The sequence below is a fragment of the Streptosporangium vulgare genome (genome assembly GCF_042428775.1).
Lineage (GTDB): Bacteria > Actinomycetota > Actinomycetes > Streptosporangiales > Streptosporangiaceae > Streptosporangium > Streptosporangium vulgare.
On sequence record NZ_JBHMBS010000016.1, the window covers coordinates 109257 to 135913 of the forward strand.

A 26657-nucleotide genomic window follows, 5' to 3' on the forward strand; every position below is an offset into this window, starting at 1 on the left:
CGCCCGGCACGGAGGGAACTCGGCGTGTCACGGCGGCCAGGGACGACGCCCGGCACGGAGGGAACTCGGCGTGTCACGGCGGCCAGGGACGACGCCCGGCGCGGAGGGAACTCGGCGTGTCACGGCGGCCAGGGACGACGCCCGGCACGGGTAAGGCTCGCCGCCCAGGCCGAGGACGACGCCCGGCACGGGTGAGGCTCGCCGCCCAGGCCGGGGAGTGACCAGGCGGCGGTGGATCCGAGCACTCGTCTCCGGGGCGGTGAGCGAGTGAGCATGCGGTGTGACCCCCACACCCTCACGGCCCTCCCCGAGGCTTCCAGGCTCGTACGGGGAGGGCCGATCTTGGACGTTGACGCTCACGTCGACGCTCACGCCGCCGCCGGGCACGGACCACGCCGCCCCCGAGACCATCGGCGGTGTCGCCGATCGGGGGCGGCGTGCTCGGGCCGGAGGCGTCCTACGGCAGCATCGCCCGGAGCGCGCGCACCGAGCCGGAGGAGTGCGACGCCATGAGTTCGAGGGTCCTCACCACACGGTCGGCCAGCGTCCGGACCCGCTCGCGGTCAAGTCCCCCGTCGTGGAAGGCGAACCGCAGTGAGACCGGCTGACCGCTCTCCACCAGGAGGGTGAGCGAGAGCGGGTAGTGCACCTCTTCGTACCCCAGTGCTCGCTGGAACGTCCGGGCGGAACTCGCGTCCGACACGTCCTCGACGACGAAGATGTTGTCGAAGGGCTCGCCCTGGGCACCCGGCACCCTCCGCTGGAGATCGGCCAGGGAGTGGTGGCCGTGGCGCACGGTTTCGCTCAGCTGGTCCCTGAGGTCCGCCAGCGCCGTGGCCACCGTCGCCGAGCCGTCCGGATCCCAGATCACCGGCACCGTGTTCATCACCAGCCCCACGATGCGGTCGATCTTCGCGAGGTCCCAGGTCCGTCCGTCGACCACGCATCCCACCATGACGTCGTCCCGGCCGAGGGCGGCCGACACCGTGACCGCCCACGCCGCGATGGTGGCGACGGCGGGCGTCACGCCGTGCCGGCTCGCCAGACGTTGGAAGTGCGTCCTGGTATCCGCCGACAGGTCGACGGTGAGCAGGCGCTCCCCGCCTCCGGCGGCCTGGCCGGGCGGTTCGAGGTAGCAGGCACGACTGCCCGCGAGGCGCCCGGTCCAGTACCCGCGCGCCGCGCGCCGCCGCTCCGGGTCGCGCAGCCACTCCACGTAGCGGCGGTACGGAACCGGCGCCGGCAACGCTTCTCCGCCACCCGTGAGCGCCGTGTGCATCCGGCTCGCCTCGTCGGTCAGCACGCCGACGCTCCAGCCGTCGATCCACAGGTGATGGCAGTTGAGCACCACCTTCAGCCGGTCGCCGTCCGTGCGGGCCACCGTCACCCGGGGCCGCCAGCCCCGGCTCTCGTCGCTCGCCGTGTCGATGAGGTCCTCCGACCAGGGGGCGATCCCGACGTCCACCGACTCCACCGGATGCACCACCTGGACCGGCCGGTCCAGGCCCTGCCAGTGCACGCCGCTGCGGAGCACGGGGTGCCGCCGGACCAGCTCGCGCCACACGTCGGCCACCGCGGACTCGTCGAGGCCGGGGGCGCACTCGATGATGTGACACCCGCCGTAGTCACCGCCCATCAGGCTGTGCAGCAGCATCCCGCTCTGGAGGGGGGTGAGGTCGTACAGGTCGTCCACCCGGCCGGTCTCCTTGAGGATCCGGTCCAGTTGCTCCCGCGTGACCGACGCCAGCGGGAAGTCCGACGGCACCCGCGCCGCGCGTACCCCTGACCCGCGCCGGACCAGGAGCTCGATGGTGCTCATGCAGCGCCGTGCGACCGACTCGATCGTCTGCCGTCTGTGCAGCGCCGGCGCGTAGAGCCAGCGGAAGGTGAGCCGGTCGCCGGCGACGTCGACCTCCAGTTCGATGTCGTGACTGCGCTCCTGGCGGGCCGACCGCTCCTCGCCGGCGGCTCCGACGGCCGCGCTGAAGCTCTCCGCCTGGAACTGGGTCTCCAGATGGCCCGAGTAGTTGAACATGATCATGCCCGGGTTGGCCGGCTCGGCCTCGATGTCGCACTCCAACCGGTCCGCGGGCCCGGCGACCATCGCCTGTTTCACCCGGTGCACCGCGTCGCGCAGCCCCGGGTCACTCTCCGCGTCAAGGGTGAAGGAGTCGAGCGTCACCCGGTGCACCCCGGCGAACCAGCCCACCGCGTCAGAGCGATCGGGGCCGGGAAGGCGGCTGTCCCGGCCGTGCCGTTCCACGTCGAACGTCACCGACGGCAGGTCATGGGCCGCGCTCAGGGCGTCGGCGAGCGCGGTGAGGAGCACGACCTCGACCGGGCTGCTGTAGTCGCTCGGCGTCACCCGCAGCAGCTTTCGCGTGGTGGACGTGTCCAGCCGCACCTCGACGCACTCGGCGCCCCCCACGGTGTTGGCGCCGTCCGGGTTGTCCCGGGGAAGGGAGACCGGCCCGCGCGCCGCGTCCCGCCCGCCGCCGGACGTGGCCGCTTCGCGCGGGCGTACGACGGCGAGCGCGCTCGCCCACTGCGAGAAGACGAAGGAGTCCTCGGGCAGGCCGGGGTCACGTCCGGCGACGAGGTTCGTGTACGCGACGTCCAGATCGCGCACGATCCTCGGCCAGGAGAAGGTGTCGACCGCCAGGTGGTGAACGGCGATCAGCAGAAGGCTCGGGCGTTCGGCGCCGGAGATCAGCGCGGCGCGGATCACCCGTCCGCTCTCGATGTCGAGCGAGCGCTGCAGCCGGGTGGCCGCCTCCTGGAGCGCACGGTCCGGATCGGCGTCCTCATCGAGATAGACCTCGGACAGCAGCTCGAACCCGGGCGGCGCCTCGCCGGCCTCCTGCCGCCACCCGTCCGCGCTTCGCGTGAAGCGCAGCCGGAGCGCGTCGTGGGCGTTGACCAGCGCCTCAAGGGCGGTCTCCAGCGCGAAGACCTCGGGCTCGTCCTCCCACTCCAGGAGGACGGACTGGTTGTTGTGGTCCCGGTCCACCGGCTCGCGGTCGACGAACCACTGCTGGATCGGCGTCAGTGGCAGCGGCCCGCTGACATCGACCGTGGTCTCGGCCACCGTATCCGACCGCACCACCAGGGACGCCAGAGCGTGGAGCGTCGGACAGCGGAACACGTCGGTGAGGCTCAGCTCGTAGCCCTGCTCGCGCAGTGCCGACGCGAGGCGGACCGTCGAGATCGAGTCGCCGCCGAGCTCGAAGAAGTTCGCGTCGGGGTCCACCGTGCTCACGCCCAGGACGGACTTCCACGCCTCGCGCAGCACGTCCTCCACGCTTCCCGCACCCGGGTCGTCCGTGGCCGGCTCGGGCTCGGGACTCCGCTCGGCCTCCTGCCGCGCCAGTGCGGAGCGGTCGACCTTCCCGTTCGCGTCGAGCGGGATCGAGGCCACCGTGGCGTACTGCCGCGGGATGGCGTAGTCCGGGACGTGATCCGCCATCCACTCGACCAGCCCCTCCGGCACGGCCCCGTCGACGACCAGGTAGGCCTTCAGGACGAGCGGCGCGTCGGGCCCGCCGCGGTGCCCCACGACGGCCGCGTCACGGATGTCCGGGTGCCGCCGGAGTGCCGACTCGGCCTCGCCCGGTTCCACGCGGTAGCCACGGATCTTCAGCTGGCGGTCCGACCTGCCCAGGAAGAACGCGTTGCCCTGGTCGTCCCAGGTCGCCCGGTCGCCGGTGCGGTACATCCGGGCCCCCGGCTCCGGGGCGTACGGGTCGGGAACGAACTTCTCGCCGGTCAGGTCCGGCCGGCCCAGGTAGCCACGGGCACAGCACACCCCGCCGATGAAGATCTCCCCCTCCACGCCGGCCGGGACCGGCCGGAGGTCCTCGTCCAGGATGTACATCGAGGTGTTCTCGATCGGTTTGCCGATCGGGATGGTCTCCCCGGAGAAGCCGTCCGGGGTCATGAAGAAGGCGTTGGCCACCGAGGCCTCGGTCGGCCCGTACTCGTTGAGCACGGGTGTCGCGGAGTCGAGTGCGCGCCACCGCCGCAGCGACTGCACCGGGAAGAGGTCGGCCCCGACGGCGAGCAGCCCCGCGAGGCTCCGCGCCCCTTCGGTGCCGGTCATCGACGTGACCAGGTCGAGCTGTCCGGGTGTCAGCTTGATGAAGCCGTACGGTCCCGAGGACAGCATCTCGGAGATCTGCGCCGGCAGGTCCTGGTCGTCGGGGACGAGCCGCACCGCCTGGCCGCACCACAGGGGGGCGTAGATGTTGGGCACGACCATGTCGAAGCCGACCGAGGAGAAGAGCGGTGCGCCGCCGGTGCCGAGCGTGGTGTAGGTCTCGACCGCCCAGTCGAGGTAGTTCGCCACCCCGTGGTGAGGGCACATCACGCCCTTGGGCCGGCCGCTCGACCCGGACGTGTAGATGACGTAGGCCAGTTGCTCCGGCCTGACCTCCTCGTCCAGGTTTCTCCGCTCGGCCGGGCCGGCGGTCGCCGCGGACTCCAGCAGCTCGTCGACGCACAGGGCGGTCGAGCCGGCGAACTCCTCGTCACCGACGTGACCGGCGTCGGTGACGACGACGGTGGGCCGGGCGTCCTCCACGATGTGCCGCCGCCGCCGATCCGGGTCACCGGGCGACAGCGGCACGTACGCGCCACCGGCCTTCATCACCGCGAGGAAGCTGACCAGCAGCTCCACGGACCGCGGCAGGCACACGACGACCAGCGACTCGGCCCTCACGCCGTGGGCGCGCAGCCGGCGCGCCAGCACGTTCGCCCGCGCGTTGAGCTCCTCGTAGGTCAGCGTCACCCCGCGGGCGCGTAACGCGACGCCGTGCGGAGTGCGGGAGGCCTGGGCCTCGAACCCGCCGTGGATCGTCTCCGCCCGGACGGCTCGCCGTGGGGCCCACCCCCCGGGTAGGTCGTTCGGTGCCGAGGCCCCGTGGGCACCGGCCACCGCCGCCCGGGTGACGACCGCTGTGCCGGGCCCGGCAGATGTGTCCGGAGCTCTCGACTCGCCGGACTCCGTCATCGTCATCGTCTCTCCAAGCTTCTGATCGGCCGATATCTGACACGACTGGCGATCAACCGTCGCTCGCGCGGCTCTCGGATCGCGGAATCCGGAAGGCCACGATCTCTTCGGCGGCTCGCACGCGGGCCGTGTTCCCGTCCCGTCGCCGGCTTCGCCACCGGCGCCGGGCCGCACACGCGGCGTCCGGCGGATTCGGCCCGCCGCGCCACCGCGTTCCGCCGCGGTGCGGACCACTCAACGCCGCCCCCGAGTACGGGACAGGGCCGAGAACCGTACGTTCCCGGACGGCACGGGGCGGCGGACCGGCCGGTGGGCGAGCATCACCACTTCGAGCCGGCTGGTCAGGCCGAGCCTCTTGAGGATTCCCTGCACGTGTGTCTTCACCGTCGAGTTGGCCAGCGTGAGTGAGGCGGCGATCTCCGTGTTGGACATACCGCGGGCGAGAAGGCGGAAGACCTCCCGCTCCCGCGGTGTCAGCAGGCGCATGTGCGCCGCCTCGTCCGCCCTCTCCTCCAGTGCGCGGTGGGCGAACTGTTGCGCCAGGCGCCGCTCCACGGGGAGGTAGCCGGTGGCGAGCAGCCTGACCGAGGAGACCAGGTCGGCAGAGCTCATGCGTGACCGTTTGAGGACGCACGCGCCCAGCCTGATCAGTTCCAGATTGCCCTGGGCACCGTCGTCGGTGAGCAGGACCAGCGGCCGGTCCGCCAGGTCGACGAGCGACCGGATCCGCCGCGCGTGGACTTCGCCGCCGGCCGGGGGTCCGGAGGCGTCGATGATGAACAGATCCGGATCCGTCCGTCGTTGCAACTGCGGTATGTCGGCGAAGTTCGCCGACTCACCCACCACGTTGACCGTGTGGTCGACCGACAGCATGGACCGGATCCCGTCACGGACGAGTGCTTCGGCGGCGATGATGGCTGCCTTGGTGTGCGTCACCCGACGTCCTTTCTTATCGTCGCAGCTCGACCGGCGAGGACGAGTGCCATTCCGCGATGGTCGCGTCCGCCCCACCGCCGTCTGCCAGGAACCGAAGGAGAGACCGAAGGTCACCGGAGAACCGCTCGACGGAAGCCGCGTCGAAGAGGTCGGTGGCGTAGGTGAGCGAGCAGGAGATCCTCTCCTTCGACTCGACGCAGGTCAGGTCGATGTCGAACTTCGACGAGGACATCGGCCAGTGCAGACACGTCGCCCTGGCGCGCGGCGGCTCCCAGCGGGGCATGTCGTTCTGCGTCTCGTAGGAGAAGAACACCTGGAAGACGGGGTTGCGGTCCAGGTGCCGTTCGGGCTGCAGCTCCTCGACGACCTGACCGTAGGACACCAGGTTGTGCCTCATGGCGCCGAGGGTCGCCGCCCGCACGTCTCCCAGGACGTCGCGGAAGGTCCGCTCGTCGGAGACCGCGCACCTCAGCACCACGGTGTCGGTCAGGAAACCGACCAGCTCCTCGAGCTCGGGAAGCGAACGGCCGGTCATCGCGGCCCCCACCGCGATGTCGCCCTGCCCGCTCCAGCGGGCCAGCACGACCTTGAAGGCGGCCAGCAGGACCATGAACGAGCTCGAGCTCTCCTCGGCGCAGAGGCTCCGCAGACCGAGGACCACCTCCGCCGACAGCGTGAACTCCACCGACGCGCCGTGCCCGGACCAGTAGGGGGGCCTTGGCCGGTCGATCGGCAGCTCCAGGGTGGCCAGATCCTTCAGTCGCTCGCGCCAGTACGCCAGGTGAAGATCCGACTCCCCGGCCGACTGATCCCGTGCCCACACGGCGAAGTCGAGGAACTGCAGACCGGGTTCCGCGAGCTCGTCCCGCGGCTCGCCGGCCGCCTGGCGGTACAGGGCCTCCAGGTCGCGCATCACCGTCGGGAGCGAGCTGCCGTCGATGGCGATGTGGTGGAAGACGAGCAGGAACAGTACGTCGCCGGGGTGGCGGTGGTCCGTGAAGAGCCGGGCGCGGACGAGCGGCGCCGTGCCGAGGTCGAACGGTTCCTCGGCGAAGGCGCGGACCTCCTCGGGGATGGCGTCCGCGGGTCCCCCCGGGGGAAACCCGACGGGCTCCCGCGACAGCCGGAACCGGACCGCGTCCGCCGGCTGGACGACCTGGCGGGGGCCGTCCTCCCCGGGGACGAACAGCGTGCGCAGGATCTCGTGACGCCGGACCAGCGCGTCGAGCGCCTCTTCGAGCGCCTCGGCGTCCACCTCACCCGTCAGGTGCCAGAGCGACGGCACGTTGTAGTGGTAACCCGAGGGGTCGAGGCTCTGGATGATCCACAGCCGCTCCTGCCCGGCCGAGAGCGGTCCCTCGATCCGCCCGTGGCACCGCGTCGGCGCCGGGGCGCTGTCCACGGCCGGCTGGAGGGAGCCGGTCGCGGCCGCCATACCGGCGACCGTCGGGTGCTCGAAGACCGCCCTGAGCGGCACCTCCTTCCCGGTCGCGGCGCTCACCCGGGAAGCGAGCCGGAAGGCGAGCAACGAATGTCCGCCGAGGTCGAAGAAGTTGTCGTGCACGCCCACGCTGTCGACCTGCAGGACCTCGGCCCAGATCGCCGCCAGCAGGGCCTCGGCCGGGGTCGCCGGCTCGGCGGGGGGTTCCGCGGACGCGGAGCGCACCGGGGCCGGTTCGGGCAGCGCGTTCCGGTCGATCTTGCCGTTCGGCGTCAGGGGGAAGGTGTCGAGCTCCACGACGGCCGCGGGCACCATGTACGCCGGCAGTACGGCCTGGAGCGCCCTGCGCGGTTCGGCGGTCTCGCCGGCCTCGGCGGTGGTCGTCACGTACCCGATCAGCCGGGCGTCGCCCGCGGCGTCGGAGCGGGCCACGACCACCGCGCCGGACACCCCGGGCAGCGCGGCCAGCGCGGACTCGACCTCACCCAGCGCGATCCGGTATCCGCGGATCTTGACCTGGTCGTCGGCGCGCCCGAGGAACTCCAGCGAGCCGCCGGGCGACCACCGGCCGAGGTCTCCGGTCCGGTAGAGACGTCCGCCGGGCGGGCCGAAGCGGTCCGGGACGAACTGCCTCTCGGTCAGCTCCGGCCGGTTGAGGTATCCGCGGGCGACCCTGTCCCCGCCGATGACGATCTCCCCCACCTCGCCCGGCCCGACCTCCGCTCCGTCCTCGCCCACCAGATGGACGCGGGTGCGGGGCACCGGCCGGCCGATGGGGACGGGATCGCCCTCGGCCACCTCGCTCACGTCCTGGACCAGGGCGGTGATGGTCGCCTCGGTCGGGCCGTAGACGTTGAGCACGCGTTTTCCGGCGAGGCCGGTGCGGGCCGCGTGCACGATTCCGGAACGGATCACGTCGCCGCCCGAGACGACCAGCCGGACGGTGTCCAGGTCGGTGCTCTCACGCAGCACCGCCTCCAGGTAGACCGGCGTCATGTTGAGCACGGTGACGGAGTGTTCGCGCACGTACCGGATCACGTCCTGGGGCGCGACGACGTCATCGGGCCGGATGACCGCGGTCGCCCCGCAGACGAGCGGTGTGAGCATCTGCTCGATGGACACGTCGAAGGCGGCGCTCACGGACACGAGGGTCCGATCGTCCTCGGTGCAGCCGAAGGCCTCCGCGATCGCGCCGAGGTGGCTGGTCAGGGCGGCGTGTTCGACCATCACGCCCTTCGGTTTCCCGGTCGAGCCCGAGGTGTATATGACGTACGCGACATCCCGCGGGCCGGCCGTCGGCGGCGGGCCTTCCGTACGGGCCGCGTCCGGACCCAGCTCGTCGAGGAGGACGATCCGGGCCCGGCCGTTCGTCAGCCCCCGGGCGAGGGTCCGGGTGGTCAGCACCACCGGTGCGCCCGTGTCCTCCAGGACGAACCTGTTTCGCTCCGCGGGATACTGGGGGTCGAGGGGCACGTAGGCGCCCCCGGCCTTCAACACCCCGAGCAGCCCCACCACCATGTGCGGCGAACGCTCGACGCAGACCGCCACGGGAACATCCGGGCCGACGCCGGAGTCCTTCAGCAGCCAGGCGACTCCGTTGGCCCGCGCGTCCAGCTCGCCGTAGGTCAGCGTCCGCGTACCGGAGATCACCGCGGGGGCATCCGGCCGGGCCTGTGCCCGGACGGCGAACAACTCGTGGACGGAGCCCTGATCAGGCATTGACGTATTCAACGCTAATTGCTCCAGACATCATTGGCGGCTGTCCCGAAAGCCGTGGAGTTAACTTGGTCGACGCTCCGATGACCGCGAAATCGGACCGCTCCTCGGGCAGGTATTCGGTGACCGTTTTCCGATAGGTCCCGGTGTCACCGTGCGATCGGCCGCCGGACGGCGGGAATTTCCCTCGATTTCCCTCGGTGCGCCCCGGCCACCCGTCCTCTTCGGCATTGCCTGCCTCCCGCGGCCGGCGACGGCGGCCATGAGTCGGTCTCCTGACCTCCTACAGTGGGAATCCCGCTGTCATGGGGCTATCGCGGCGCTATCACGGCCCGGCGGCGGGTCGGGTAAGACACGGGATAGGGACACGAACGACGGCCTCGATAACGTCCGTGACGTAACAGGAAACACCGGGAAACCCGAGGTAAAGGGGTCCGAGCCATGCGGGCAAGGAAGCTGATCATCACCGTCGTCGTCGCAGTCGCCACGCTGCTCGGCCCCGCCGCCGCCATCGCGAACGCCGACACTCCCTGGGACGGCCCCACTCCCACCGACACTCCCTGGGACGCCCCCACCCCTACCGACACTCCCTGGGACTGAACCACCGGACCCGGTCTCGCCGGCCGACAGGCGGCGGGGTCACCTACGGTCGAGGAGGGCCGCCAAGATCTCGTCGGCTCTCCTCGACCACTGTTCGGCCTGTCTCTCCTGGAACATCGCGAGCGCCTTTTCGGCGATCTCCACCGCCTGGACGACGTCCCCGCGGGCGGCCAGCACCTCGGCCAGGTCCAGCCGGACCTGTGATGCCCCCAGGTGGTCCATGACACTTTCGCGGATCTCCAGTGCCTGCCGCAGCGTGCGCTCGCTCAGGTCGAAGGAGCCGCGCCTGCCGTACACCAGACCGAGGTTGTGCAGCGCGTAGCTCTCGCCGATGACATCACTGTTGTCCCTGACCATGCGCAGGACCGCCCGCTCCATCTGCTCGGCCCGTTCGAAGTCCTCGTTCAGCAGGTGGACCTTGCCGAGCTTGTGCAGCACCTGAGCCTGGACGCGGGTGCTGCCCGTCCGTTCGGCGATCTTGAGCGCGCGGTCCAGCCGCGACTCGGCCTCGCCGTACTCCCGACGGTCCAGCTCGATCTGGGCGGTGTTGGCCAGCACGTGCGCCTCCCCGACCAGGTCGCCGACCTCACCGAACCCGGTCAGCGCGGTGTCGTACAACCCCGCGGCCTTCTCCAGAGCGCCCTGCCGGTAGTGGAGCATGGCCAGGTTACGCGCGGCCAGCGCTCCCCCGTGGATCTCGCCGATCTCGTGGAAATGCGTGCGCGCCGACTCCAGCAGCGGCAGGGCGAGGGACGGGCGCCGCTGGTTGAGATGCATCGAACCGAGTGAGCACATGAGCGCGGCCATGCCGCGCCGGTTGCCCGCGTTCCTGGCGGCGCCGAGGGCCTGCTCGTGGGTGCGCTGCCAGTCCTCGAAGTAGCTGCGGGTCTCGAACAGCGTCACCAGCGTGACCGCGAGGTCCCAGCAGGCCTCGTCCATGCCGTGCTCGCCGGCCTGCAGCACCGCCGCGCACAGGTTGGCGCGCTCGCTGTCCAGCCAGTTGAGCGGGCTGGCCAGGAGCCGGTCGAGGTGCTCCTGGGGGAGCTTCCAGCGTGGGGCCGAGCCGTGCAGCACCGTGTAGTCGCCGCCGTGGAGCCTGCGGTGCGCCTCCGCGGCGATGTCCAGCCAGCAGCCCACGACGCGACCGAGCACAGCGAGCATGGTCTCCCGCGTCTCGCGCTCGTGCAACCGTTCGCGGGCGAACACCCTGATCAGACCGTGGAACCTGTAGCGGGGATCGCCGCCTGCGTCGACGCCCGACACGTCCAGCATCTGATCGTCGACGAGCTGCTCCAGCCTGTCCATGGACCGTTGGACGTCGCCGTCCAGCAGAACCGCCGCCAGCCAGGCGGGGATGGCCTCGACCTCGGCGAGGCCCAGCAGCCGGAACACCCGGCGAGTCGTGTCGTCCATACCGTCGTAGGTGAGCGACAGGCTCTGCCGCACGATCATCTCGCCGTACGCCAGCTCGTCCAGGCGATGCCACTCGTCGGACAGGCGGCCGACCATCGAGGCCAGCGACCAGTGGGGGCGCGCGGCCAGCCGGGCGGCCAGGATGCGAAGCGCCAGCGGCAGTCCCCCCACGACCTTGGTGAGGGCCACGGCCGCCTCGGGTTCCGCCGCGACCCGGTCCGCGCCGATGACCTTTCCGATGAGCTCCAGCGACTGCTCCTGGTCCATCACGTCGACGTCGAGCTGGAGCGCGCCGGGCAGGCCGGTGAGCCGGCTGCGGCTGGTGATGATGACCGAGCATCCGGCGCTGCCCGGCAGCAGCGGCATCACCTGGTTCTCGCCGGCCACGTCCTCGAGCACCACCAGCATCCGGCGATCCGCCAGCAGGCTGCGGTACATGGAGATCCGCTCGTCCGCCTCACTCGGTACGGCGGGGCCGGGGATGCCCAGTGAGCGCAGGAACGTCCCGAGCGTGTCGGCGAGCGGCATGGCCTCCAGCTGGCTGCTGCGCAGATCCCGGTAGAGCTGCCCGTCCGCGAAGTCGGACGCCAGCCGGTGCGCGACATGCACGGCCAGACAGCTCTTCCCCACCCCCGGCTTGCCGCTGAGCACCACGATCCGGACCGCCGCGGCATCGCCGGTCCGCAGGAACTCCTCGGCTTTCCCGACGAGGTCGCGGCGCCCCGTGAAGTCGTGCGTGTCGGCGGGCAGCTGGTGAGGGGTGACCGTCAGCGGCATCGGGGACGTGCCCGCCAAAGCCGCGGTCGCCTGCGCCACGGGCGACGGGGTGTCGAGCATCAGCGAGTCGTCGCCCAGCAGGATCGCCGATTCGAGCTTCCTCAGCTCCTCGGCCGGTTCCAGGCCCAACTCGTCGATGAGGTGGGCGCGCCCGGCGCGGTAGACCTCCAGGGCCTCCGCCTGCCTTCCCGACCGGTGCAGGGCGAGCATGAGCTGACCGCGCAGCCGCTCGCGCAGCGGGTTGCGTTCCACCAGGTCGGTGAGCTCGCCGATCAACTCGTGGTGCCGGCCCACGCTCAGCTCAAGGTCGATGCAGGTCTCCTGGGCGGCCAGCCGGCTCTCGTCCAATCGGAGGGCTTTGCTCTCCAGCAGGCGGCTGACGACACCGCCCAGCGCCTTGCCACGCCACAGGCTCAGGGCTCGCCGCAGTGTCGCGGCCGCGGTGATCGCATCGTTCTTCTGCACCAGCTGCTGCGCGTCCTGCACCATCTGCTCGAAACAGTAGTGGTCCAGGTCTTCCGGTGACATCCGGAGGAGGTAACCGGGCGCGCGCCGGATGATCTCGGCTCCGACCGGCAGGAGAGCCAGCAGCCGCCTGAGCGCCGAGATGCAGATCTGCACCTGACCGCGCGCGCTGGGCGGGGGGTCGTCGTCCCACACGGCGTCGATGAGGTGCTCCGTACTGACCGTACGGTTCACCTCCAGGAGCAGTGCTCCGAGAATGATCGGCTGCCGACCGGGGGCGAGAGGGAGAGAGGTTTCACCGTCATGCAATTCGATGGGGCCCAGGATACGGAAGCATGTTTCTAAACCCCCCGTCACAGCCCGCCTCCAATCAGTGAAAACTGGGCAAACCCTCTCAGAAGGTATGTGAAGAGATGTGGATGGTCAACCAATCCTCAACCCCGCCCGACTACGCCCGGCCTGAGCACGCCCGGTAAACAACTGCCGGAGCTCATTCGAAGCCATCCAACCCGCTCGGTGCCGTTTGAGAAAACCGTTTATGAGTGTTTCGGTCACAGACGTGGCGTGGCCGACGTCGGGCGGACCGGTTTCGTGGGGTCGCTTTAAATGACTTACATACCTCCTCTCCCTTCAGAACAGCGAGGGAATATCCCCCCGAGTTCCGCCGCACGGTCCGAGGGGCTGCCGAAGGCCGGCCGGACCGTGCGACGGGTGGCCTTCGATCTGCGGATCGGCGACCGGCGCGAGCGGGAGCCGTCTGCCGCCGCGTTCCAGGCGTCTCGGAGCCGGGCTGTCATGTCGCCACATCCGCACCGCCCTGTGAGGCGTCTTCCTTGGCGTGTGGCCTCGGGCCGCCCCGCCCACCCGTACGGTCCATCTCGCGCCACTCCGGCCGCAGTCCCGCCAGGTTCGTGGTGAGAAAGTACACGGCCCCGCAGACGAGCAGTACCGGCGCGAGTCCGGCAGCGGCCACCGCCGCCCCGGCGAGCAGGCCGCCGAGAGGGATCCCGGCCCAGGCCAGCGAGTCACCGAGCGCGTTGACCCGGCCGAGCATGCGGCGCGGCACCCGTTCGAAGAGGACGGCCCCCAGCACCGGGTTGATGAAGCCGGAACCGAACCCGCTGACGGCGAAGACCACCAGTACCGCCCACAGCGGGACGTCGAAGGCGAGGACCAGGAACCTCGGCGCCCCGGCCAGCAGGAATCCGACGAGAACCACCGCCCTGCGATTCAGCCTGTGCGCGGCCGCCGCGGCGATCAGGCTCCCGGCGACCGCGGCGGCTCCCGTCACACTGCCCATCAGGCCGATCGCGGTCGGCCCGTTGCCGGACTCCTTGGCCCAGACGGGGATGAGCACCGAGTTGATCGCCGCGTCCAGCAGGTTGGTGATCCCCACCATGACGATGACGGTGAGCAGCAACGGCTCGCCGCGAAGGAAGGTGAAGCCCTCGCCGAATCGTCGCCAGTAGCCCGGCTCCGTTTCGCCGGCCTGTGACGTGGTCTCCACGGTCGCGCGCCCCATACCGCGAGGCAGCGCCAGCCCGATGATCACCGATCCGAGAGTGAAGCAGCACGCGTTGACGACAAGCCCCGTCAGAGGGCCGAGCAGCGCCACCAGTGAGCCGCCGACCGCTGGGCCGATGGTGGAGGCGAGCCGCTCGATCACGCCGGACAGACCGGTGGCCCGCTCCAGCGGCACCCCACCGCGCTCGGCCGCCTCCGGCACCATGACCTCCTTGGCCAGGTCGCCCGGGCCACGGGCCGCGCCGATCACCGCGACCAGGGCCAGCAGGAGCGGAAAGGACAGCAGGTGCAGGGCATGGAGCAACGGAACCATGGCGGCGGCGGCAGCGCTGACCAGATCCGTGGTCCAGGAAACAGGCCGTGGGCCGATCCGGTCCACCAGCGGCCCGGTGAACGCCTTGACCACCACGTACGGGGCCATCTGGAAGAAGGCGACCAGCCCGGTCTGGGTGGCGCTGCCGGTCGTCACGAGCACGAACCAGGGCAGTGCCACGGCCGAGATCCGGGTACCGGTCAGCGACACGGCCATGGCCGCCAGCACCCCGCCGAGCGGCCGTAAGGACCGCTTGCCGGACATGTGGTCGGCGCCCGAAACATCCTCCCTCATGACTTCTCCGTTCCTAAGGCGTTCTCGGGACCGGCCTGAACCGCCGCCGCCGCGGGCGCGTCCAGCTCAGGCAGGAGATAGGTGACAAGGGCGACCCGTTCGGCTCCCTCGGGGGCCCTCGCCGCCGCCTCCGGCGTGTCCCGCCGGTAGCGGGCGACGACGTCCCGCAACTCCCGGTACAGAGCGGCGGTCTCCTCGGGCGTGAGCCGAAGGGACCAGTCGCTCATGTCGAAGGAATCGCGCCACACGCGCGGCATCGTCCGCAGCTCGTTCAGCGTCTGCTGGGTGCGCAGGGTGTAGATGGCGGCGACGGACTGCAGGTAGGCCAGTGCGGCCTCGGGCTCTCGCTCGGCCAGGTCCGGGTCGTTGAACCAGGTCGTCCGGTGCACCGAGCGCCACCAGCGCTCCCGCGCGTTCCCGCGTTCCGTGTCCTCCTCGACGAAACCGGCCGCGCCGAGCTGACGCAGGTGGTAGCTGGCCGTGCCGGAGTTCACGTTCAGCCGTTCCGCGAGGCGGGTGGCCGTGGACGGGCCGTACTTCCGCAGCAGCCCGACCAGCTGCACGCGCACCGGGTGTGCCAGGGCGCGCAGTCCCTTGGCGTCCAGAACGAGCGCGTCCGCCTCGGTTTGCGGACCATCCGGCTCCACTCTTGGGTCAGTCATACCGTCGACCCTAAACCGCGAAGAGTTCTTCGCAAAGACTTCTTCGCAAACAAGTCTTCGCGGTTTGGGACGCCTTCCGGTGCCGCCGCCCATCTTGTCGACCGGTCGAAAGTCCGCGGCTCCACCGGTAACCGCTCTTCCCGTACGAAGTCACGTACGAAGTCACGTGCGAAGGCCGGAGAGGGGCCTCGACCCTGGAGTCCGGGGAAGAGCATGATGGCCTGATGTCGTACGCTGACGCCTTCGCCCGCAGCATCGCCGATCCCGAGGACTTCTGGGCCGAGGCCGCCGAGGCGGTCACCTGGAGCAGGCCACCGCGCGAGGTGCTGGACGCCGGAGCGCCGCCCTTCTACCGGTGGTTTCCCGACGGGGAGCTGAACACCTGCCACAACGCGCTGGACCGCCACGTCGAGGCCGGTCACGGCGACCGGGTCGCGCTGATCCACGACAGCCCGGTGACGGGCACCGGCAGGCGCTACACGTACGCCGAGCTGCGCGACGAGGTCGCGAGGTTCGCCGGGGTGCTGCGCCTGCTCGGGGTGGAGCAGGGCGACCGGGTGGTGGTCTACATGCCGATGGTGCCCGAGGCGGTGATCGCCATGCTGGCGTGCGCGCGGCTGGGGGCGGTGCACTCGGTGGTGTTCGGCGGGTTCGCGCCCAAGGAGCTGGCGGCCAGGATCGACGACGCGCGTCCCAAGGTGGTCGTGTCGGCCTCCTGCGGGATCGAGCCCACCCGCGTGGTGCCGTACAAGCCGATGCTCGACGCCGCGCTCGGCCTGGCCTCGCACGCGCCCGCGCACTGCGTGATCCTGCAGCGCGAGCAGGCCCCCGCCGAGCTGGTGGAGGGACGGGACGTCGACTGGGCGAGCGCGAAGGCCGAACCGGCCGACTGCGTGCCGGTGCGGGCGACCGACCCGCTCTACATCCTCTACACCAGCGGCACCACCGGCCTGCCGAAGGGCGTCGTGCGCGACAACGGCGGGCACGCGGTGGCGCTGCTGTGGAGCATGGCCAACGTCTACGACATCGCGCCGGGCGAGGTGTTCTGGGCGGCCTCCGACGTCGGCTGGGTCGTCGGGCACTCCTACATCGTGTACGGGCCGCTGCTGCGCGGCGCCACCACCGTGCTGTACGAGGGCAAGCCGGTCGGCACCCCCGACGCGGGCGTGTTCTGGCGGGTGATCGCCGAGCACCGGGTGACCGCGCTGTTCACGGCGCCGACCGCGTTCCGCGCCATCAGGAGGGCAGACCCGGAGGCGGCCCTGCTCGGCGGGTACGACATCTCGTCGTTGCGGACGCTCTTCCTCGCCGGGGAGCGCCTGGACCCCGACACCTACCACTGGGCGGCGGACAGGCTGGGCGTGCCGGTCGTCGACCACTGGTGGCAGACCGAGACCGGCTGGCCCGTCGCCGCCAACCTGCGCGGGCTGGAGCCCATGCCGGTCAAGCCCGGCTCCCCCACCGTGCCCGTCCCCGGATACGACGTGCGCGTGCTGCGCGCCTCGGGCGAGGAGTGCGCCCCGGGTGAGGAGGGCGCGATCTGCATCCGGCTCCCGCTCCCGCCGGGCACCCTCCCCACCCTCTGGCAGGACGACGAGCGTTACGTGAGGTCCTACCTGTCGGCCTTCCCCGGCTACTACCTGACCGGCGACGGCGGCCACCTCGACGAGGACGGCTACCTGTTCGTGATGGGCCGCACCGACGACGTGATCAACGTGGCCGGGCACCGGCTGTCGACCGGGTCCATGGAGGCGGTGCTGGCCGCGCATCCGGCGGTGGCCGAGTGCGCGGTCATCGGGGTCGCCGACGAGCTGAAGGGGCAGGTGCCGCGCGGTTTCGTGGTGCTGAAGAGCGGGGTGGACATCTCCCCGGAGACCCTGCGGGCCGAGCTGGTCCTCGCCGTCCGCGAGCAGGTGGGCGCCGTGGCGGCCTTCCGGCAGGTGGACGTGGTCCCGGCCCTGCCGAAGACCCGCTCGGGAAAGATCCTGCGCAAGACCATGCGCGGCATCGCGGAGGGCTCGGACGAGCCCGCCCCCTCGACCATCGAGGACGCGGCGGTGCTGGACGTGCTGCGCCCCATCATCGGCCGCGGCACGTCCGGCACCGCCGCGGACGGCTAGGAAACGGCCGGGACCCCGCCCGCGTCACCCCGGGCTTTCCCGGGAATTCACACGACGGCCGCGCCGATCGAACGGCCCACACCCGGCATCATCACGGTCACAATCAGTTTCTCCCCGCCACTCACGACGCCATGACGTCGTTAAATTCTTTTTGTGGCGAATGACGCGGGCAGGCTGGTCGCCGGACGATACCGGTTGATGGACGTGCTGGGCCGCGGCGGAATGGGCACGGTGTGGCGGGCCCGGGACGAGAGCCTGCACCGCCAGGTGGCGGTCAAAGAACTCACCCTCCCCGACTACCTGGACGTCTCCGCGCGCGAGACGCTCTACAAGCGAATGCAGCGCGAGGCCCGCGCCGCGGCGCAGCTGAAACATCCGTCGATCATCACCGTCCACGACCATGTCGTCGAGGCCGACGGCCGCCCGTGGATCGTGACGGAGATCATCGACGGACACTCGCTGGACGAGGTGCTGAGGACCCTGGGGCGCCTGCCGCCCCAGCGGGTGGCGGCGATCGGCGGGCAGATTCTCGCGGCGCTGGCGGTCGCGCACGCCGCCGGGATCACCCACCGCGACATCAAACCGGCCAACGTCCTGCTCGAAGGCGAGCGGGTCGTGCTGACCGACTTCGGGATCGCCGCCGTCGAGGGAGACGTCACGCTCACCGGCGCCGGCGTCACCCTGGGCACCCCCGCCTTCATCTCCCCCGAGCAGATCAACGGCCACCCCGCCACCGCGGCGTCGGACCTGTGGTCGCTGGGCGCCACCCTGTACGCCGCGGTCGAGGGCCGCCGGCCGTTCAGCGGCACGACGCACGGATCGATCTACGTCTCGATCGTCACCCGGCCGCCCGCCCCGCCCGTGCACGCCGGTCCCCTGGCGCCCGTTCTGGAGGGGCTGCTCCGCAAGGACCCCGCCCTCCGCCTCACCGGCCCCCAGACCGCCGTCGCGCTCGCCGAGATCGCCGCCACCCCGGCCCCCGATGACTCCTCCGCCGGACCGGAACCGGCTCCCCCTCCCCCGCCGACCGAGCCGTACGCCACCGCGCACCAGGAGGCACCGCCGCCCGTCACGCTGCCGTTCACCTCCGTGTCTCCCACCGCCACCCCACCCGCCGCCTCCTCTCCCTCTGTCACCTCGCCCGCCGCCACCTCGCCCGCGCTCGCGTCCGCGCGGACCGCGGCGCGCGTCCCCCGGCACCGGCTCCGCCCGGCGATCGCGGTGGCCGCGGCGCTCCTGGCCACCGCCGCCGTCGCGGCCTACCTGTTCTGGCCCGCGCCGGACCCCGCGAAAGTGACCAAGGTCGCCCAGCTCAGGGGTCACACCGAGACGGTGAACACGGTGGCGTTCAGCCCCGACGGCAGGCTCCTGGCCGGCGGCGACGGTGACGGCGCGGTGATCCTGTGGGACACACGGACCCGGCAGCCGATCGGCGAGCCGATGAAAGGCCACACCAGGGCGGTGGAGGCGATGGCGTTCAGCCCCGACGGCAGGCTCCTGGCCAGTGGCGGCAACAACGACAACGGGGCCGACCCCGACGAACACACGGTGATCCTGTGGGACGTCGCGACCCGGCAGCAGGTCGGCGCCCCCCTCACCGGCCACACCGACTGGGTACGGTCGGTCGCCTTCAGCCCCGACGGCAAGACCCTCGCCACCGCCGGCGCCGACAAGACCGTGATCCTGTGGGACGTGGCGACCCGGCAGCAGGTCGGCGACCCCTTCACCGGCCACACCGACTGGGTGCAGTCGGTCGCCTTCAGCCCCGACGGCAAGACCCTCGCCACCGGTAGCGACGACACGACGGTGATCCTGTGGAACGTGGCGACCCGGCAGCCGATCGGGGACCCCCTCACCGGCCACACCGGCTTGGTGCGGTCGGTCGTTTTCAGCCCCGACGGCAGGACCCTCACCAGCGGCGGCGGCGACAAGACGGTGATCGTCTGGGACGTGGCGACCCGGCGGCCGGTCGGCGACCCCCTCACCGGCCATCCGGACGAGATCCACGCCCTCGCGCTCAACCCGGACGGCGGCACCCTGGCCGTGGGCACCGGCTCCGCCGTACGGCTGTGTGACACGCGGACCCGTCAGCCGATCGGCGGCCCGCTCACCGGGCACACGGGTCCGGTGTGGTCGGTCGCCTTCAGCCCCGACGGCGGGACCCTCGCCACCGGCAGCGACGACAGGACGGTGATCCTGTGGGACACCTCCTCACCGGCCGGGGCGGGCAGGACCGTTCCGTGGCCGTGGCTCGCCGGGGCGGGCGCGCTCGTCGTGGCGGCGGGAGCGGTGGTGACGCTGCGGCGCCGCGGCGGCCGGGTTCCGGCCCGGGAGGCGACCGAGGCCGAGGCTTCGGCGACCCGCTAGGGGAACCCGCCTCCCGGGAACAACCCTCTCAGAACAACCCTCTAAAGGGTCAGGACCCGGGGAGAGCCTCCGGGCGATGTCTCGGGCTCGGGGGTCCAGGAGCCGGACGGCCCCTGTCGGCGGCGAACGCGCGAACCCGGCCGGTGACCGGCGCGGCACCGCCGGTCGTCGGCCGGATCACCTCCCGAACGAGGTGTCACGTATCAGTCTGACGGTGGGCGAAGAGAACTCGGAGGCGTTTCTCATATGTGCGAGAACCTGACCGGCGAGTTCCGCGATGAATACGGCGCTCATCGCCGGCCCGATATCAGACTGCCACGTTTGAACGGGTTGAAGAGATGTGAACGCTAATAATGCGCAGACGGTACCAACCTTTTCCGACCCCTCGGATATTTCGTTGGTGACGATGCACAGCAAACACTAAACAAAAGGAGGTCGTCAAGAGTATGAAACATGGCTTTCCCGGGCTGTCATGTCCACCTGTGACGTCGGCGTCTCACCTGCCCCGGCGGATCTGACGCGGTGAGAACTTTCCGGCGAACACGCCGACGCCACCCTGTCCGACCAGGGCGGCAGGCGACCACGGCATCATCGCGCACGCACCCCGCGGTATCGCCGCCGGACCCACCCGGCACCGGTCCCATCCTGTCCGCCGCCGAGCCGATGGCCCCTCCGAATCGCTCGGAGGGGCCACCGGGTGTAATTCGTTATCGCGGAAGGCGCCATTCGTCCTTCAGGCGTTTCCGCCCCAGGTCCACCGCTGGTTGTTGCCGCCGTGGCAGGAGTAGAGCTGGAGGCGGGTGCCGTTGGCGACGCCATTGTTCGCGGCGTCGAGGCACAGCCCCGACTGCACGCCGACGATGGTGCCGTCCGGGTTGACGCGCCATTTCTGGTTGTTACCGCCGTGGCAGGCGTAGATCTGAATTCTGGCCCCGTTTCCGGTCCCCGCCGAATCCAGGCACTTGTTGCCGAGGATCCGCAGTTCCTGCGCCGAGGTCAGGCTCCACCTCTGGTTGCCGCCGCCGTGGCAGTCCCACAGCTGGAGCTGGGTGCCGTCAGCGGTGCTGGAGTTCGGCACGTCCAGGCATCGCCCGGATGCGACTCCCCTGATCTCCCCGTTCCCCCCGGGAGTCACCGTGGGCGTGGGAGTCGGGGTGGGGGTCACGGTTGGAGTGGGGGTGGGGGTGGTGGTGCGGTCGAGGCCGAAGAACCGGATGGCGTGGACGGCCATGCCGGGGTGCGGCAGGTTGTGTCCGGCCCTGTCGATCGTGTACGCCTCGACCTGGCCCGAACCGTAGACGCGCCGCGTCCACCCCGACTGCGGGCTGGTCGTCGAAGTGGGCGTCTGGCTCACTCCGTGCACGTTGGTCCACTGGTCGACCTCCTTCTGCAACATGCTGAAGTTCAGCACGTCGTCCGCGGTGCCGTGCCAGGCCATCAGACGGGGCCGGGCACCGGTGTAACCCGGGTAGGCGTTGCGGACCAGGTCTCCCCACTGCTGCGGTGTCCGGTCGTTGCAACCGGGCGGGCCGAGGCAGCCGAAGGGCACACCGGAGAAGGGGGCGCCCGCCTTGAACACGTCGGGGTAGGTGGCGAGCAGGTTGACCGTCTCCATCGCGCCGGAGGAGAAACCGGTGGCGAAAACCTGGGCGGGGTCGCCGCTGTGGCGCTGCACCACGTAGTTGACCATCGACACGATCGAGACGGGGTCGCTGCCGCCCCCGTGCTGGAGGGCCTCGTTCGACCACACGTCGAAGCAGTTCGACAGGCCGTTGGCGCTCTTGTTGGCCTGCGGGTAGATGACGATGAAGCCGTACCGGTCGGCCAGGGACGCGAACTCCGTCTGCTGGTAGAAGTCGGTCGCCCGGCCGTTGCAGCCGTGCATCGCCACCAGGATTCCGGGACGCGGAGCCACGTTGTCGGGCACGTAGAGGTGCATCTGGATGTTGCCGGGGTTCGTGCCGAAGTTGCCGATCTGGGTCAGCGTCGCCGCCCGCGCGCCAGGCGCCTGGACGACGAGACCGGCCAGGACGGCGATCACCGTAGCGATCACCGCCCCGACCCCGATCGGCACCGTCTGGTGCCGTCTCATGATTCGACTCCCTATCGGCCCTAGCTCCGGGTCCACTTCTGGTTGTTGCCGCCGTGGCAGCTGTAGAGCTGGATCAGGGTGCCGTTGGCGGTTCCGGTGTTGGCCGCGTCCAGGCACAGGCCCGACTGGACGCTCGCGATCGAGCCGTCCGAGTTGAGACGCCACTTCTGGTTGTTGCCGCCGTGGCAGGCGTAGATCTGGGCCTTGACCCCGTTGGCGGTGCCGGCGGCGTCCAGGCACTTGTTGCCGTAGACCCTGAGCTCCTGCGCGGAGGTGTAGGTCCACTGCTGGTTGGGGTTGGTGTGGCAGTCCCACAGCTGGACCTGGGTGCCGTCGGTCGTCGAGGAGTTCGGCACGTCCACGCAGCGGCCGGAGGCCACGCCCCTGATCTGTCCCCCGGTTCCCGGGGTCGGCGTGACCGTCGGGGTGACCGTCGGGGTGGGCGTGGGGTTGGGGCTCGCGCTGTTGAGGGCGTTCAGGACGGAGTTGTAGGCGGCCTTCTTGTTGCCCGAGCTGTCGAAGAGCAGGGGGGTGGTGTTGGCGCCGAGCCAGGAGTCGCTGTCGCGGACGCCCCAGACGGTGATGCCGTTGCAGCGCGGCACCGCCAGGCAGTCGTTGGTCACCGCGGCGTAGGTCTGGGCCGAGCCGCCCTGGATGTCCAGCTCGGTGATCTGCACGTCGACGCCGAGGGCGGCGAAGCTGGAGATCGTGGTGCGGTAGTTGCTGTTGTAGGCGCTCTGGCTGTTGAAGTGCGACTGCAGGCCCACGCAGTCGATCGGCACGCCACGCGACTTGAAGTCGCGGACCATGTTGTAGACGGCCTGCGTCTTGGCCCACGACCAGTTGTCGATGTTGTAGTCGTTGTAGCAGAGCTTGGCGGCCGGGTCGGCGGCGCGGGCCGTGCGGAAGGCGACCTCGATCCAGTCGTTGCCGGTGCGCTGCAGGTTGGAGTCGCGCCGTCCGCCGGAGTTGCCGTCGGCGAACGCCTCGTTCACCACGTCCCAGGCGTAGATCTTGCCCTTATAGTGGTTCACCACGCCGTTGATGTGGTTGATCATCGCCTGGCGCAGCGCGCTGCCCGACATGGCCTCCATCCAGCCCGGCTGCTGGGAGTGCCAGGCCAGGGTGTGGCCGCGGACCCGCTTGCCGTTCTGCACCGCCCAGTTGTAGATCCGGTCGCCGTTGGTGAAGTTGAACTGGTTCTGGTTCGGCTCGGTGGCGTTGATCTTCATCTCGTTCTCGGCGGTGATCATGTCGAACTCGCGGTTCGCGATCGTCGTGTACTGGGAGTCGCCCAGTTTGCCCGCCGAGATCGCGGTGCCGAAGTAGCGCCCGCTCTGCTGAGCCGCCGCCCCCAGCGTGGACGCGGCCGCGTCCGCGGGAACCGACGCCATCATCGCCGCACCTACGACACCCACGATGCCGACGACGATGCCCCTGCGAAGGACACCGAGATGTCGGTACGCGGATGACGCTGAAGCTTTCATGCCCATGCCTGACTCCATACTGAAATCACGGGAAGAGGGAATGCGGGGAACCCGGCGGACGACGCCGCGCCCCGGCCGGAGGCGCGCACCACGATGGCGTCATAACCGGCGGCCCTCGCCGATCACCACATCAGGTAGGGCCGACCGCCTTGAAGACATAGTGTGGAAACGCAGCCGAAACATGTCAATATCAGTACGAAACTTTCGGCTTCAAGAAGTCGGTCCGTTGGCGCCGCACCCGGTACGACCAGGCTGTTACAGGACGCTTTTCCCAAGCGGGCCGAGAAAATTTTCCAGACAGCACTGCTTGAAACTTTCATGTTGAGTCCGCAACTTGCGGATACGAGGAGGGCCGCGTACGGGCGAGCGGCACCTCCTCGGCATGGTCGAGCACGGAGGCCCTCCGACGAAGGGGGAACGAGGTGCTAGGAGATCCGTTCCCGTTCCCCGGCCTCCGCCGGGTCCGCCGGGTCCGCCGCCTCGGCGTCGCGTCTCCTGCCGGGGAGCAGCCGGGTGATCTGCTCGGAGCGGCTCGCGACCAGCGGGCCCAGCAGGGCGAGGATGAGCACGTACCCGGCGATGAACGGGGCGAGCCTGCCGTCCAGCCCGGCGGCCAGCGCCATGGTCGCCAGGACCAGGGCGAACTCGCCGCGTGAGAGCACGGTCAGCGAGATGTTGACCGCCTCGGCCCGGCCGAACGCGTTGAGCCTCGCCGCCAGCACCCCGGCCGCGACGTTGAGCACCACCGTGACCAGCACCGCGATCGCGATGGGCCAGGCCACGGAGAGCATGTCGCCCGGCTCGATGGACAGGCCGAAGGCGAAGAAGAACAGCGCGGCGAAGGCGTCCCTGAGCGGGTGGACGAGCTGCCGGATGCGCGGGGCGGCCCTGCTGGAGCTCAGGATGAGCCCGATCATGAAGGCGCCGATGGCGTCGGAGACGCCCAGTTCCTCGGCGATCCCCGCGGTGAAGATCGCCAGGCCGGTGAACATCACCACCAGCAGTTCCTCGTCCCTGGTGGTGACCAGCTTGTTGACGAACCGCGTACCCCACCGCGCCAGCGCGGTCAGCACGATCAGGAAGGCGAACGCCTTGCCGAAGGAGAGCGCGGCGGCGCCGAAGCTGTCGGCTCCGCTGAGGACCGGCTGCAGCACGGCGAGGTAGAGCGCGAGGAAGACGTCCTCGACGACGATGATCCCGAGGATGAGGCGGCTCTCGGGGTTGCCGAGGCGTCCCATGTCCACCAGGAGCTTGGTCACGATCGCCGAGGAGGAGATGCCGATCACCCCGGCCAGGACCATCGCCTCCCTGGTCCCCCAGCCCACGGCGAACCCGAAGGCCAGGCCGCCTCCGACGTTGAGCACGATGTAGCCGACCCCGGCCAGCACCAGGCGCCTGCCTCCCGCCACCAGGTCGTCGAGGGAGAACTCCAGGCCGAGGTAGAACAGCAGGAAGATCAGGCCGAGCGCGGCGATGACCTTCAGGTCCGCCGGGTTCTCCACGAGGGCGAGACCGGGCGTGTGCGGGCCGAAGATGATGCCCGCCAGCATGAACAGGGGGATGGTCGGCAGCCCTATCCGGGTGCCGAGCCTGGCGATGATCCCGGCGGCGAGGAAGGAGCCGCCGAGCGCGACGAGAGCGTCACCCAGTGCCATACGGCCCTCCCCCGAGGACGACCGCGGGCATGGCGAACACATATTCGTGGAACATGGAAAAACCTCCGTCAAACGATCTCGGGCGGGAACCTCTGCTGATCGCTTGACGGAGGCGCTCGGGGCGAGCTGTCGTCGTACAGGGTGTGCGTGGCCGGGACCGGCCAGGCGGGCAGCGGCGCGACCCTCGCCGACGGGCCGGGCGGAGCGAGACCCGGGCCGGGCGGGCACAGGTCGCAGACCGGCGCGTGGGGGGTGGCGGGAGCGAAGCCGACCCCGCTGGCCAGCGTGATCGCGGCGCCGGGGACGGCGGGATGATGGGCGGGCCCCGGCAGCGGGGCGTACACGAGGGCGATCAGGGAAAGCAGAAGGGCCGCGACCGTACCGGCGACCCTCCGCGACAAACCGTGCCCTAACGTTTGGTGGAAACTTCTACCATTTTATCAGAACGCTTCGAGCGCCCCTGCGGCACCAGGTACGCCCACTGCCAGAGCGTCTCGACGGGACCGCGTTCGAAGCGCCGCAGCCACAGCGTGGACAGCGTCATGAAGAGCGCGCAGATGCCCGCCCAGGCCGCCACGACCCACCACGGCCGCAGGCCGTCGAGCGACGCGGCCAGGCCGAGCCCCCAGCCGTAGCAGAGCACCGACGCGACCAGGTTCTGGAAGATGTAGGAGCTCAGGGCGGTACGGCCGACGTTGGTCAGCCCTCGCCTCAGCACGCCGGGGGCGCCGGTCGCCCGCCGCGCGAGGGTCGCGACGAGGCCGAGCAGGCCCAGCGCCACCAGCGGGGGCAGCAGGTACCGGTCCACCAGGAACCAGCCGGGACCGGCGAAGGCGGTGAGCAGGTTGAGCGGCAGGGCCACGGCGAGCCCGACGACCATGAGCTTCCGGCGCAACGCGGTGCCCCGCGCCGAGTCCTCGAACACCCCGGCGCGCATCAGCCGGGAGCCGAGCAGGAACAGCACGATGCCCATCGGGACGATGAGGACGATCTCGATCCGGTAGAGGCCGATCATCTCGATCCGGGCGGCGACCTGCTGCGGGTAGGTGCCGTCGGTGAAGAGCGTGGAGGGCTCCGACGCCCCGCCCGTACTCGCCTGGCCGGCGAGCATGCCGAGGGTGAGCAGGCCGATCAGCACGACGAACACCGCCCCGACGGTGATCATCCACGCCTTGACCGCGCGGTCGCTCCTGCCGATCAGGTACGCCACGATGATCGAGGTCAGCGCGTAGCCCATCAGCACGTCGAACTCGAAGATCAGCAGGTAGTGGATCAGCCCCTCGACGAACAGCAGCCCGGCCCGCCACAGGTACCAGCCGGGCCACGGCACGCCACGGCGCGCGGCCGAGCGGTACTGGAGTTCGAGCCCGACCCCGAAGAGCAGGGTGAGCAGCGCGAGGAACTTGCCGTTGGTGAGAAAGCGGAGGAAGGTCTCCACGGTTCCCGGCTGGCCCAGCGCCTTGACGACGTCGGCGGGGCCGCCGGGATCGGTGAAGATCCAGATGTTCGTGCCCAGGGTGCCGACGATGGCGATCCCCCTGAGCAGGTCGAGCACTTCTATGCGGCGAGTTGTCACGCCTTCCACGATCCCGTCCGGCGGGCCCGCGGACATCGTCACGCAGGCCCATCCGGGACGTACATCGATGTATGTACCGGGACCGGATTCCGGCCCACCGGACCGATCGAACCGCACAGCCCGCACAGGGCGCACAGACCATCCAGCCATCCGAATGGCAGCCCCCGCCCGGACCGCACGACGTGGGAGCGCCGGGGGTGACCGCGACCAC

At 70.5% G+C, this 26657-nt stretch carries 14 protein-coding genes; 3 read left to right on the forward strand and 11 right to left on the reverse strand.

The window, feature by feature from the left end:
* Positions 1–457: 457 nt before the first annotated feature.
* From ACFFRH_RS28885 to ACFFRH_RS28895, 3 genes are all read right to left on the reverse strand, one after another.
* Positions 458–5014, reverse strand: a complete 4557-nt coding sequence (locus ACFFRH_RS28885; RefSeq protein WP_344747160.1) for a non-ribosomal peptide synthetase — start codon at positions 5012–5014, stop codon at positions 458–460.
* A 228-nt stretch (positions 5015–5242) separates the two neighbouring features.
* Positions 5243–5944 (reverse strand): LuxR C-terminal-related transcriptional regulator, encoded by a 702-nt coding sequence (locus ACFFRH_RS28890; RefSeq protein ID WP_344747161.1) that lies wholly within the window; start codon positions 5942–5944, stop codon positions 5243–5245.
* Positions 5945–5957: 13 nt separating this feature from the next.
* Positions 5958–9104 (reverse strand): non-ribosomal peptide synthetase, encoded by a 3147-nt coding sequence (locus ACFFRH_RS28895; RefSeq protein ID WP_344747162.1) that lies wholly within the window; start codon positions 9102–9104, stop codon positions 5958–5960.
* A 438-nt stretch (positions 9105–9542) separates the two neighbouring features.
* On the opposite strand from ACFFRH_RS28895, the gene ACFFRH_RS28900 reads away from it, so the two are divergent.
* Complete coding sequence (locus ACFFRH_RS28900) at positions 9543–9701, forward strand: hypothetical protein (RefSeq protein WP_344747163.1); 159 nt, start codon at positions 9543–9545, stop codon at positions 9699–9701.
* Positions 9702–9740: 39 nt separating this feature from the next.
* Here the strand turns inward: ACFFRH_RS28900 and ACFFRH_RS28905 are convergent, their stop codons facing one another.
* The 3 genes from ACFFRH_RS28905 to ACFFRH_RS28915 form a co-directional block, all read right to left on the reverse strand.
* Positions 9741–12590 (reverse strand): AfsR/SARP family transcriptional regulator, encoded by a 2850-nt coding sequence (locus tag ACFFRH_RS28905; protein ID WP_344747164.1) that lies wholly within the window; start codon positions 12588–12590, stop codon positions 9741–9743.
* Between the two features lie 559 nt (positions 12591–13149).
* On the reverse strand, positions 13150–14487 hold the full coding sequence (locus tag ACFFRH_RS28910; protein ID WP_344747165.1) for an MFS transporter: 1338 nt from the start codon (positions 14485–14487) through the stop codon (positions 13150–13152).
* Entirely contained in the window at positions 14484–15149 is a 666-nt protein-coding gene (locus ACFFRH_RS28915) for an ArsR/SmtB family transcription factor (RefSeq protein ID WP_344747167.1), read from the reverse strand. Before ACFFRH_RS28915 ends, ACFFRH_RS28910 begins: the two co-directional genes overlap by 4 nt.
* A 224-nt stretch (positions 15150–15373) precedes the next feature.
* On the opposite strand from ACFFRH_RS28915, the gene ACFFRH_RS28920 reads away from it, so the two are divergent.
* Both ACFFRH_RS28920 and ACFFRH_RS28925 read left to right on the forward strand, forming a co-directional pair.
* Positions 15374–17269, forward strand: a complete 1896-nt coding sequence (locus ACFFRH_RS28920; RefSeq protein ID WP_386160934.1) for a propionyl-CoA synthetase — start codon at positions 15374–15376, stop codon at positions 17267–17269.
* Positions 17270–17422: 153 nt separating this feature from the next.
* Positions 17423–19636 (forward strand): WD40 repeat domain-containing serine/threonine protein kinase, encoded by a 2214-nt coding sequence (locus tag ACFFRH_RS28925; protein WP_386160935.1) that lies wholly within the window; start codon positions 17423–17425, stop codon positions 19634–19636.
* Between the two features lie 733 nt (positions 19637–20369).
* Here ACFFRH_RS28925 and ACFFRH_RS28930 read toward each other — a convergent pair.
* The 5 genes from ACFFRH_RS28930 to ACFFRH_RS28950 all read right to left on the reverse strand — a co-directional run bounded on the left by ACFFRH_RS28930 (position 20370) and on the right by ACFFRH_RS28950 (position 26446).
* On the reverse strand, positions 20370–21728 hold the full coding sequence (locus ACFFRH_RS28930; protein WP_386160936.1) for an extracellular catalytic domain type 1 short-chain-length polyhydroxyalkanoate depolymerase: 1359 nt from the start codon (positions 21726–21728) through the stop codon (positions 20370–20372).
* Positions 21729–21748: 20 nt separating this feature from the next.
* Positions 21749–23146 carry an endo-1,4-beta-xylanase gene (locus tag ACFFRH_RS28935; protein ID WP_386160937.1) on the reverse strand — a complete coding sequence of 466 codons (1398 nt, stop codon included), beginning with the start codon at positions 23144–23146 and terminating at the stop codon, positions 21749–21751.
* 494 nt (positions 23147–23640) lie between these two features.
* Positions 23641–24870: a cation:proton antiporter gene (locus ACFFRH_RS28940; protein WP_344745442.1), complete on the reverse strand. Its 1230-nt coding sequence runs from the start codon at positions 24868–24870 to the stop codon at positions 23641–23643.
* Between the two features lie 68 nt (positions 24871–24938).
* Complete coding sequence (locus ACFFRH_RS28945) at positions 24939–25271, reverse strand: hypothetical protein (RefSeq protein ID WP_344745443.1); 333 nt, start codon at positions 25269–25271, stop codon at positions 24939–24941.
* An 8-nt stretch (positions 25272–25279) separates the two neighbouring features.
* The gene (locus ACFFRH_RS28950; protein WP_386160938.1) at positions 25280–26446 is read right to left on the reverse strand and encodes a DUF418 domain-containing protein; all 1167 of its coding nucleotides are present in this window, start codon (positions 26444–26446) and stop codon (positions 25280–25282) included.
* Between the last annotated feature and the right edge of the window lie 211 nt (positions 26447–26657).